Genomic DNA, 11,514 nt, shown 5'->3' on the forward strand with positions numbered 1-11,514 from the left:
CGCAAGTGAATTGAACCTCTGAAGATCTCCTCATCAACAACCGTTGACAAAGAACCCAAAAAAGCCCCCACGGACCTGCATCCGTGAGAGCTTACTTGATTTAAACGATTAATTTAGCTGAGTTTTAGTACCAGCCGTTTGCTTGCCAGAATGATTGGGCAGCAGACCATGAACCGTAACGGGAAGCAACGTATGAGTTGGCAACCTTTTCTTGGTTGGCAGCAGAGTAGTCACCATTTAAGTAAGAAGCACTTAATTGGTACTTACCGATGTATTGACCGTTACGTGCTGAGTATGAACCACCAGATTCCTTACCCGCAATCCAAGCCTTAGCACTGGCATCTGAGCCAGAAACGCCAGTTGAAGCAGACGTGTTGTTGCTAGTAGAAGCTTGGTTTGAATAAGAAGTGGTTGCTTGGCTAGTCGTGGATTGGCTAGTTTGGGTAGAAGCGTTGTTGCTGTAGTTTTGGCTAGCAACGTTAGCAGAAGTCGTTGACGTCGTCGTGCTCGTAGGCACATTCAACGTTTGACCCACGTAGATTAAGCTACTGTTAGCAAGGCTGTTGGCCTTTTCGATAGCGTTAACCGTCGTGTTGTAAGTGTTAGCTAATGACCAAACAGAATCCCCCTGCTTGACCGTAACAGTATCGGCGTTAGCCGTTTGCGTTGAGGCGAAGAGACCGGCACCGACAACGGCAACCGTTCCTAAAGTAGTAACTAAAGCTTTTTTGATATTCATAAGTTATGAATGTCCTCCTTTGTTTGCTTAACGGGTATTAGAATAACTGATGGGTATTACATTCAAATTGACGTTAGATTACGCGGAGGTTAAGAAAAATATTACATTGTGACATTATGTAATATTTGTAACTCCGCTGTAATATAAAACGCTTTAATCAACCAATTTTTACCCATTTGGGCGGAAAAGACGGCGATTTTCGCGTGCTTTTTGCACTGAAAATCCGTTATTTTTTGTCATATTTAATGATAATTCAATGAAAATCGGGCCATTTTTCGTAATTTTGAAGAATTTTTCGAAAAATCGCGCCTAAAATAGGCCATAAAAATAGCCCTATTTTGTCAAAAAAAACAAATTTTGACGCCATAAGGCCATTATTTTTCAATTATAGGGGAAAGTCATCCTTCAAACCGATCGCAATCTCATCAGGCGTATTTGCCGTAAACCCATCCTGAATCGTAAAATCGCCCGCGTCAGCCCACTTCTCAAGGTAAGGCAGACTCTCGGTCACACGACTGCTAGCACTGGTGACAAAGGGAATCACGGTCTTTCCGGCCAAATCGGTCGTCGTTAAGAAGTTCTGAATGAGCCGTGGCGGCTGATGATACCACGTTGGAAATCCCAGATAGAGTGTCTCCACGTGATGCACATCTAGCGGCACATATTCCGGGAGCTGATCCTGGTCGTTCTCCGCATCGGTCCGCGCGACCAATTGCTGGAAGCCAGAAGTTGGGTACGGGGCTTTGGCGGTCAATGCAGCGGGTGTCAATTGCAGATAACGACCCACGGCTTCTGCGGCCGTTTGAGTTCGTCCTGATACCGAGAAATACACAAGTGCTGTTTTTGTTTGTGCCATCATGATTCCTCCTCAAATTAATTTGACACCCTAAGCATATACCTTATTCACGGCTGCTGATCATGATTATCCATATATTATAGTAGAAACGCGTTTAAAAACGATCGATTTGGCGTCATTGACACGTCGCAATCCCTTATCCGAGACCGATTGCCAGCTGACGCTCCAACTAAAATAAACTTTCACCGGCTTGCCAGCTAAGTAACTCTTCACCCGTGGCACACTGATTAGCGGTCGATTGTTGATACAAGCCTATAGCATCCTTAACGTTTCACTTATCAGAACATTTTTGTTTTATCAAAAAAAACGGCCACTCCTCTCAGAGCGACCGTCTCAGGTTAAACGTTACTTTTCAACGTTCTTCCCGTCGTATTCATCAATCATAATTTGCTTCAATTCAGAAACAAGTGGTTCCTTAGGGTTAGCGGTCGTGCATTGGTCACCGAAGGCTAATTCTGCCAAGTGATCAACGACCTTATCGAAGTGGGCCTTGTCCACACCGTTGGCCTTCAAACTCAAGGTCACGTCAACTGAGTGGGCCAAGTCAATAACCTTCTTGACCAAGGCTTCCTTCAATTCTTCCTTCGTCGTTCCTGGCAAGCCGAGGTAACGGGCAATCTGCGCGTAGTCCTCGTCAGCCCGGAAGTATTCGTACTTAGGCCACATAGCCAGCTTCGTTGGTTCCTTGAAGTTGTAACGGATAACGTGTGGCAACGTGATGGCAATGGCTAAACCATGAGGTAAGCCGAATTCCCCACCTAATTTGTGGGCGATTGAGTGGTCAACCCCCAGGAAGGCATTTGCAAAGGCCATTCCGGCAAGGGTCGATGCGTTGTGCATTTCTTCTCTAGCCGTCACATCCCCATTGTAGGAATCCGTCAGGTTATCCATAACCAACTTGATGGCTTGCAATGACCATGGCCGCGTGTAATCAGAGGCCATCGCAGAAACGTAGGATTCGATGGCGTGGGTCAAAACGTCCAGTCCGGAGTAAGCAACCGTCTTCTTAGGCACCGTTTGGATGAACTGTGAGTCCACAATCGCCACGTCTGGCGTCAAAGCGTAGTCGGCCAGTGGGTATTTCACGTGGGTCTTGGAGTCCGTGATTACGGAGAATGGGGTCACTTCAGAACCCGTCCCGGAAGTCGTTGGAATAGCCACGAATTGGGCCTTGTGTGGCTTGTGGAACTTGTAAGTCCGCTTCCGAATATCCAAGAACTTCTGCTTAGCACCGAAGAAGCTAGCGTTAGGATCTTCATAGAATAACCACATGTTCTTGGCTGCGTCGATAGGAGAACCCCCACCTAAAGCAATGATGGTATCCGGCTTGAATGTCCGCATCTGCGCAACCCCACGGTTAACCGTATCCGTAGTTGGATCGGGTTCAACGTCAGAGAACAGGGAGTATTCGATGCCACCTGGTTGCCGCTTCAATTCGTTTAAGACGGTGTCGATATAACCCAATTCAACCATGGATGGGCTGGTTACCAGGAAGACCCGCTTGATGCCAGGCATGTCGTCGAGGTAACGAACAGACGTCTTTTCAAAGTAAACTCGAGGTAATTTAATCCACTGCATATTATTTCGCCGCTTTGCAATCGTTTTGATGTTCAACAGGTCAAATGAGGAAACGTTATGGGATACGGAGTTCTTACCCCATGAACCAGTTCCTAACGTCAATGATGGAATCATTTCGTTGTAGAGGTTCCCAATACCACCGATAGCGGATGGCGTGTTCACTAAGACCCGGCTGGCCTTCATCTTAATGCCGAATTCCGTTGCCAAATCATCATCCATCGTGTGAATGCCGGCCGTGTGACCTAACCCACCAAAGTGGAGCAATTCATCACAAATCTTGAAGGCATCTTCATGGCTCTTGGCCTTGTAGACGGACAGAACGGGTGATAACTTTTCTTGTGACATCGGGTACTTAGGCCCAACCCCAGTCAATTCAGCAGCCAAAACCTTGGTCGTTGCTGGCACCTTGATGCCCGCAATCTCAGCAATCTTTTGCGCAGACATCCCGGCAATCGGACCCTTAACCCCGCCTTCAGGACGGAACATCGCGTCGGCCAAAGCCTTTTCTTCGCTCTTCTTAATGAAGAAGACGCCACGATCTTGCATTTCCTTCTTAACCGTATCGTAGATCTCGTGGTCGATCACGGCACTGTTTTCAGAAGCACAAACCATCCCGTTATCAAACGTCTTAGAAAGCACGATGTCGTAGACGGAACGCTTGATGTTCGCCGTCTTTTCAATGTAAGCTGGACCGTTACCAGGACCAACCCCTAAGGCTGGCTTCCCAGTTGAGTAAGCAGCCTTAACCATACCAGGACCACCGGTAGCCAAGACACTGGCAACCATTGGGTGATTCATCAATGCCGTCGTTGCTTCCAAGCTAGGCTTGTCAATCCACTGGATCACACCCTCTGGTGCACCAGCCGCAATCGCAGCGTCGCGGACCACCTTAGCGGCCATGACGGATGACTTTTGTGCCTGTGGGTGAAAGGCAAAGATGATTGGATTCCGCGTCTTAACGGCGATTAATGACTTAAACATTGCCGTTGAGGTTGGGTTGGTAACGGGGGTAACCCCGGCCAAAATCCCTAGAGGTTCAGCCACCGTAATCAGTTGGCGTTCGCGGTCATCCTTGATGATACCAACCGTTTTGTCATGCTTGATTGAGTGCCAAATTTCTTCAGTGGCAAACATGTTCTTAACCGCTTTATCTTCCATCACACCACGGCCGGTTTCTTCGTAAGCCGCCTTGGCCAGTTCCATGTGATGGTCCAAACCAGCAATCGCCATTTGATGAACGATGTGGTCGACCTTTTCTTGAGTAAAGTCGTCCATGGCGCACAGCGCATCATGGGCCTTGGCGGTCAACCGGTCGATCATTTGGTCAACGGTTTCGCCGTTTTCTTGTTTTTTAGCTTTTGGGTTTTCTTTCACGTCTTTTAACATTCTTATGCCTCCATTTGAAAACATCTTGTTAAGTTCTTCACGAGTTAAATCATATCACCTTTTTTAAATTCTGCAAGAGGTTTATGTTAAAAAAATCACAACTAGTTGAACTGACAAACAAAACCGTTTATATCAAGGCTTACAGCCACAAGAAATGTAAGCGCATACACAATATTTAGAAAAATTTCAGAATATTTTTATGTGTGTGTTTAATCACAACCCACGTCTTTTCTTTCATAATTTCGTTGACTATCGGCTAAAACGCTTGTGTTTGCCAAGTTTTTATCCCGAACGAGGCAGTTTTGGCACCTCGACTTCGTAGACTATGCTAAAGTAAAGATATGAAAAACAGCTCGTACGTGTCGCCATTCCCGGTCGTTTTCGGCAGGTGCTCCTCAAATTTTTCACCAGCGACCGGACGACGCCCGACACACCTGATCTGTAAACCTACTCAATTCATTGGAAAGCGTGATTTTTATGCGTCCTTGGGCCTTCTGGCGTGATGCCAACCACCATTTTTTTAATCACTGGGGAAGTTATGTGACCTTAGTCTTCCTCACCAATCTGGTGGTCAGTTACATTGCCGTCCCGGTCTTCACCTGGTTAACGTCAGCGCTCATGCGGTGGCAAAACGTTCCCTACGTCTCCTATACCAATATCGGTTCGCTGGTGATCAAACATCCCTTGGCGATCCTCGGCCTGGTGGTCATCCTGCTGGCCATTGTGACCCTCATTTACTGGCAGTTTGCCTATCTACTCTTGGGGATCACCAATATTCGCCATGGCCGGCCACAAACGGCGCTCAGTATGTTAGGCGATACCGTGCGCAGCATCGCCGGCGCCTCCCCCAGCACCTTCTTATTCTTTATTGGCTACTTCGTCATCATCATGCCGTTTGGGAGCGAGTTGTTTACGACGCCCCTACTGAATAAAGCGAAGATCCCGGCCTTCATCGTCAGCTACCTCATGGCTAACAACGTTTTTGCCGTTCTGTTAGGGATCTTCTACGTGGGCGCCGCCTACCTCGGTATTCGGCTCATTGCCGTACTCCCCCTCATGATGATCGATCACTACCACAGCCGTGATGCCATCCGGCTCAGTTGGCAGCGCACCCGGGGACACTTCTGGAACTACTTTCTCAAAATTATCGTGACACTAGTGATGGTTAGCATCGCTGTTGCCATCATTTACGCCATCCTCTACGTGGGGCAAGTCCTCTTTGACAAAACTGGCGTGGCCTTGGTCGCTGCCACAATTAATCTTTTCTTGATGGAAGTCATTACAGAATTTATCGTGTGTTACGCAACCGTTATTTTCATGATGGTCATTCTCAGCAGTCACGACACCCATCACCCCACCCCCTCAATGCTATTTAGCTTCCGCGAACCCGCCAAGACGCGGCTGCGGACACGCGTGCTCATCATCAGTGGGCTGACCGTCATTAGCGCCGCTCTAGTTGGTTTCAACCTGATCTATCTCAATGGTTTGGCCATGAGCAAGCCCCTGACGATTGCCCATCGTGGCGTCGACAATGGCAATGGCGTCCAAAATACCATCCCCGCAATGGTTAAAACCAGTCGGGAGAAACCGGATTACGTGGAAATGGATATTCGGATGACCAAGGACCACCAATTTGTGGTGATGCATGATGGCAATCTGAAGAATCTCGCCGGGATCAATCGGAAGGTCTCGTCAATGACCCTTAAACAACTGACCAACGTGACCGTTACGGAAAACGGCTACCAGGCTAAGATTCCTAGCTTTAACCAGTACCTTAATTCAGCCATTCAGCACCACCAGAAACTCTTAATTGAGATCAAGACCGGTGGCGCCGACACGAAAGACCTCCCCGAACGCTTCTACCGGGAATTTGGCTCGCGGATTCTTGCCAATCATGAGCAGGTGCATACGTTAAGCTACACCATCATGAACCGGCTCAAGCAGGAACATCCTGACCTCTTCGTCAGCTACATCATGCCCTACAACCTGACTTTCCCACATACGCGTGCTAATGCCTACACGATGGAGGCCACCACGTTAAATGACACCTTCATTGAGCAGGCCGATCAGGAACACAAGAAGGTCTACGCTTGGGATATTGACGACGTGACGACCATGGATCAGATGATGTTTATCGGCGCTAACGGCGTCATCACCAACAATCTTCACTTAATTCAGCAAGAAATTAAAGACAACACGGATCATCCGAGCTACGCCAACCTCTTGCTGACGTTCATGAATGACCTGTCGTTGGAAACGCAGACGCAATAGTCGCTTAAGAGGAATGCCAGCCAACAGTTGCTAGACAAGTAGTACCTTTTAGATAACCGTTAGGCATTCAAAAAAATCCGCCACAACACATGAGGTGTTGTGGCGGATTTTTAGCGTTAACGTTATCTTGGTTATTTCTTTTCAATCTTACGAATGGGGCGTTTAATCAGGTGCAGCAGCTTTTCAGACTGTAATCGCGCAACTACCGCATCAACCGCAACCTGCATCAACTTCTCATTCAAATCCTTGGCCGCTGGCTGAACCTGTTCCTCACCCAAGTGGTGAAGGCGGTCTTCCAGCTGACCAATAAAGTTATCGTAGGCTTGCTTGGGATAATCACCAGCCGTAATCTGGTCAATCCCCGAGCGCACCGTATCCGTCTGGAACATGGGCTTCAGGAGGCTGATCATCAAAATATCCGTCAGCTGCATCGTCTGATACTTCTTTTTGACGGGCGCCAAGATGACATGATGCTTCACGTAGTTATTAATCATAGCCGGCGTGATGGTATCGATACCTAGAGGTCCCAGAATGTCATTGATTAACGCCGTCACCTGGTCCATGTAGAGGTCGAACTTCGGTAAATCATCCCACCGTGGCAACTTTGCCTTGTGCATCTGGTTCTCCCAGCGGGTGTATTGATTGTAATCAGCCATATTTCTTCCCTACCCTTCCGTTTCTACCTTTCATTATAGCATATTACCTAGTTATAGTGACTAGATATAGCTGAATTCCGTTATTTCAGCTAGCGCGCTGACAAGTAGCGCTTAGCGAGTCTCCGTGAGCAGGCTTTCTGCTCCTGTAGCACTGACTAGCGCCACCGAATGCGACTCAGGATGCGCTTCCCCAAGATCTCCTGAACCAGAATGAAAACGGGCTGCACACTAAACATCAACGGCAGGTAAATCAGGGCCAGTTTCCAATTAATCAAGCTGACCAGCGAGAAGATTGGGCCACAGAACAGGAAGATCACGGCGAACAGACCGGCCATCAAGATGATGAGTCCGATCTTGAAACGGTTCAATGGTCGGGCCACCATGACCAAGGCGTTGAGACTGATCAAACCGGTCATCAGAACACTCAGCGTCGATGTTGTGGCAAAACTCAGGCCAAACTGCGTCCCCAGGCCCATAATCACCAGGATGTACCCCACGACACAGACGGCCGCAGGCGCCGCAATTTCCATAACTTGCTTCATAAATCGGTCCGCAATCCGCGCATAGTTTGGTTGCAGGGCCAGGAAGAACGTGGGAATTCCCACCATCAACGATGAGATTGGCGTTAACTGAATGGGTTCAAACGGATAGCTCCGGCTCATAAAGATAAAAATGAGCGTTAAAACAACGGAATACATGGTTTTAATCAGGTACAGCGATGCCACCCGTTCGATGTTATTGATGACCCGTCGCCCTTCGTTGAGGACGTTGATCATCGCATCAAAATTGGAATCGACCAGCACGAAGTCGGCCAGACTCTTCGTGGCCTCACTACCGGAAGCCATAGCAATACTACAGTCAGACTGCCGCAGTGCCAATAAATCGTTGACCCCATCACCGGTCATGGCGACGGTGTGGCCCGCCGTTTGATACGCCTTAATCAAGCCCTGCTTTTGCTGCGGTGTAACCCGGCCAAAGACATTGTAAGCCGCAACCAGCTGATCGTAATCGGGCGTTTCACCCACCTGACTCATATCAATCAACTGCTCAGCGCCGGCAATACCCGCGCGATTGGCAATGCTAGCGACCGTCACGGGATTGTCTCCGGAAATGACCTTCAAGGCCACGTCCTGGTTGGCAAAGAAACTAAACGTGTCCTTGGCCCGCGGTCGCAGTTCATCGGTAATCAGAATTAGCCCAATCGCTTGGGGCGCCGTCGGTCGCGGTGACGTTAAGGCCGCCACCTTGGCCAAGAGAAGCACCCGGTAGCCCTGTGCAGCCAACGTTTGAATCCGCTGCTGCACCTCGTGGGGCACCGTCTCAAAAATAAACTCAGGCGCCCCCATAACGTAGGCACCATCTGCTAGTTGGGCCCCACTCCATTTTCGCCCGGAAGAAAAGGGCAGCACTTCCGGTGACGTCACGTTGGGCGTGCCCAGCGCGTTTTGAACGGCCGTTGCGGTCTCATTGTCATCGCCGGTGGCGGCCACCAGCTGGGCCAAAATCGTCTTCAGCTGATCCGGCGACTGTTCACCAATGGCCTCGACTTTTTCCAACACTAATTTGCCGTTGGTGATCGTCCCGGTCTTATCCAAACAGAGCACGTCAACCCGTGCCAGAGCTTCGATTGCGGGCAATTCTCGCACCAACACGTGCCGCCGTCCCAATGTAAAGGCGCCTGCGGCCAACGCCACTGACGTCAGCAAGACCAGGCCCTCTGGAATCATGCCGACCATCGACGCCACCGTTCCCAAGATGGCCCGGTTCTGGTCCTGTCCCCGCATCAGAGCGGAGATAAACAGCCCCGCCCCCAGGGGAATAATCGCAAACGTTAAAACCTTAATAATCCGATTGATAATCAACAAGAGTTGACTGGCCGACCGTCGTTTTTGCTTGGCAGAGTGGGCCAGCTGTTTAACAAAGCTGCCACTCCCCACCTTCGTGGCTTGAACCATGGCCTTACCACCCAGGATGACACTCCCAGACACCAACTGGTCATTGGTGTTCTTGACGATAGGGGTTGCCTCACCCGTGATCTGGGATTCATCGACCTCCATCCCGGCGGCTTCTCGAATCAGACCATCCACGGGGAGCTGATCCCCCCGCCCGATCGCGAGCAGATCATCTTGAACAATTTCGTCTTGGTGTAAGGGCGTCAGCGTTCCCTCACGTAACACGTTGACCTTTCCCTCCGACAACAACGCCAGCTTATCGACCTGACGCTTAGACCGTATTTCCTGAAAGATCCCGATCGCGGTATTGAAGACCACTACGCCTAAGAATAGTAAATTTTTATAGCTCCCCGTAAACAGCACCAAGCCGCCCAGCAGGAGGTTAATTAAATTAAATAGCGTTAATAAATTATCCCGAAATATTTGTTTGACACTCCGCGTCAGTGGCGGCAACGGGTCGTTCTTGAGTCCATCTGCCACCCGTTGCTGGACCTCATCTTTGCTGAGGCCCTGATCTAATGGTGGTCGATAACGGTCTGTCATTTGGGCGTCCTCCTTTACCGGTTCGTTACCCATATTGTACTCGATAATCCGCTTTCATACCGACTAATCCGTTGGCTTTTTTCGATTCTTAAGTGAAACGCTAGCTGTTAACAGAAGCCGCCGTCAGTGGTTAAATGGAAGTGGACCTAATTACTCAAGGGAGGCATTATCATGAACCACAAATCATCAGCGGTTATTTTATTTATCCTCTACCTGATTCTGCTCGGCTGCATGCTTGCTAATCAAAACATGCTGGCCATGTGGATTATGACCATCGGAATGTTAGCTGAGGCGACGATCAACCTCTACGATCAATTCAAGTCGAAAAAGTAAGCGTTGCCAATCACGTCAAATTGGCCTAACATATTATTTATATGCAGTGTTACGGCTTAGCTCTCCCACTCAAAATGTCCGACGCTGAACTAGTCATAACCGCCTGCTAAACGCCAAGGAGGAAAACTAATGACACTTACCAGTCTTGCAGATACGATCAAACTCGCCGATGGCCACGAGATTCCCGGCTTTGGCTTCGGAACCTACCTCATCAGTGACCAGGAAGCGATGGATACCACCATTAAAACGGCTTGGGACCAAGGCTACCGGTTATTTGATACGGCGATGCTTTACAGAAATGAAGATATCTTAGGCGAAACACTCCAACGCCTCGAAATTCCACGCCAAGAACTCTATTTGACGACCAAAGTGGCCGAAGAAGTTCAGGGCTACGATCAAACGCTCCGCGCCGTAGAGGGATCCCTGAAGCGGCTAAAACTCGACTACCTCGACCTTTTATTGGTCCACTGGCCAGTTCGCGAACACTTCTTCGAAACTTGGCGGGCCTTCGAAAAACTCAAGGCCGACGGTAAGGTCAAATCCATCGGGGTTTCCAACTACACCGCCGCCCACTTGGATCTCCTGGCTACTAAGGCAAAGGAAATGCCCGTGGTCGATCAGGTGGAATACCACCCTTACCTGAATCAATTGGCCCTACTCGATTACAACAAGGCCCACAACATTGTGACGGAAGCTTGGAGTCCGCTGGGCCGGCGTGCCGTTCTTGGTGATCCCATGATCGCCAAGATTGGCAAGCATCACGACAAATCCGTTGCTCAGATCATTCTACGCTGGGAGTTACAACACGGCATCCTGCCGATTCCCAAGTCCCAACACGCGGAACGTATCACCGAAAACGCTCAGGTCTTTGACTTTACGCTGGGTGAAGACGAAATGTCCACGATTGACCTCTTAAACAAGTATCAACGGACGGGGAACGAACCAGAAATCGTTTATGAAACCGGGAAACAGTACTAATCCCTGATAAAGCGGACCGAGCACATGCTCGATCCGCTTTTTTTGCCTAACCACAAAATGCGAGACTGGGTAGTGGCAACATTGGCGAAGAACGCCGCCTTACCGTTCGCCAAATTTTGGGCTGGAACGCGGTGGGGAGGACGGTCAGAGCCTGAGGAGCGGTCTCTGACCTCGCTTTGAACCGGCAGACCACGTTTCAAAGTCGCCATTTTCCAAGAGAGT

At 49.3% G+C, this 11,514-nt stretch carries 8 protein-coding genes; 3 read left to right on the top strand and 5 right to left on the bottom strand.

The annotated features are described in order from the left end of the window. Positions 1-124 precede the first annotated feature (124 nt). The 3 genes from apf to adhE all read right to left on the bottom strand — a co-directional run bounded on the left by apf (position 125) and on the right by adhE (position 4,559). Entirely contained in the window at positions 125-739 is a 615-nt protein-coding gene (apf, locus tag FD28_RS02185; protein WP_057732134.1) for an aggregation-promoting factor, read from the bottom strand. Between the two features lie 385 nt (positions 740-1,124). Next, positions 1,125-1,595, bottom strand: coding sequence for a flavodoxin (locus FD28_RS02190; protein WP_057732136.1), 471 nt, complete (start codon positions 1,593-1,595; stop codon positions 1,125-1,127). 345 nt (positions 1,596-1,940) lie between these two features. Then, entirely contained in the window at positions 1,941-4,559 is a 2,619-nt protein-coding gene (adhE, locus tag FD28_RS02195) for a bifunctional acetaldehyde-CoA/alcohol dehydrogenase (RefSeq protein ID WP_057732138.1), read from the bottom strand. Positions 4,560-5,036: 477 nt separating this feature from the next. On the opposite strand from adhE, the gene FD28_RS02200 reads away from it, so the two are divergent. Beyond that, positions 5,037-6,830, top strand: coding sequence for a glycerophosphoryl diester phosphodiesterase membrane domain-containing protein (locus FD28_RS02200; RefSeq protein ID WP_057732140.1), 1,794 nt, complete (start codon positions 5,037-5,039; stop codon positions 6,828-6,830). 131 nt (positions 6,831-6,961) lie between these two features. On the opposite strand, the gene FD28_RS02205 is transcribed toward FD28_RS02200, so the two are convergent. Both FD28_RS02205 and FD28_RS02210 read right to left on the bottom strand, forming a co-directional pair. Next, complete coding sequence (locus FD28_RS02205) at positions 6,962-7,486, bottom strand: DUF1836 domain-containing protein (protein WP_057732142.1); 525 nt, start codon at positions 7,484-7,486, stop codon at positions 6,962-6,964. 155 nt (positions 7,487-7,641) lie between these two features. Next, positions 7,642-9,981 carry a cation-translocating P-type ATPase gene (locus FD28_RS02210; RefSeq protein WP_057732144.1) on the bottom strand — a complete coding sequence of 780 codons (2,340 nt, stop codon included), beginning with the start codon at positions 9,979-9,981 and terminating at the stop codon, positions 7,642-7,644. A 171-nt stretch (positions 9,982-10,152) separates the two neighbouring features. On the opposite strand from FD28_RS02210, the gene FD28_RS13335 reads away from it, so the two are divergent. Both FD28_RS13335 and FD28_RS02215 read left to right on the top strand, forming a co-directional pair. After that, positions 10,153-10,314 (top strand): hypothetical protein, encoded by a 162-nt coding sequence (locus FD28_RS13335; protein WP_169788489.1) that lies wholly within the window; start codon positions 10,153-10,155, stop codon positions 10,312-10,314. Positions 10,315-10,443: 129 nt separating this feature from the next. Next, on the top strand, positions 10,444-11,292 hold the full coding sequence (locus FD28_RS02215; protein ID WP_057732145.1) for an aldo/keto reductase: 849 nt from the start codon (positions 10,444-10,446) through the stop codon (positions 11,290-11,292). Positions 11,293-11,514 lie beyond the last annotated feature (222 nt).

Origin of the sequence: Levilactobacillus hammesii DSM 16381 (genome assembly GCF_001434395.1) — a bacterium.
Classification (GTDB): domain Bacteria; phylum Bacillota; class Bacilli; order Lactobacillales; family Lactobacillaceae; genus Levilactobacillus; species Levilactobacillus hammesii.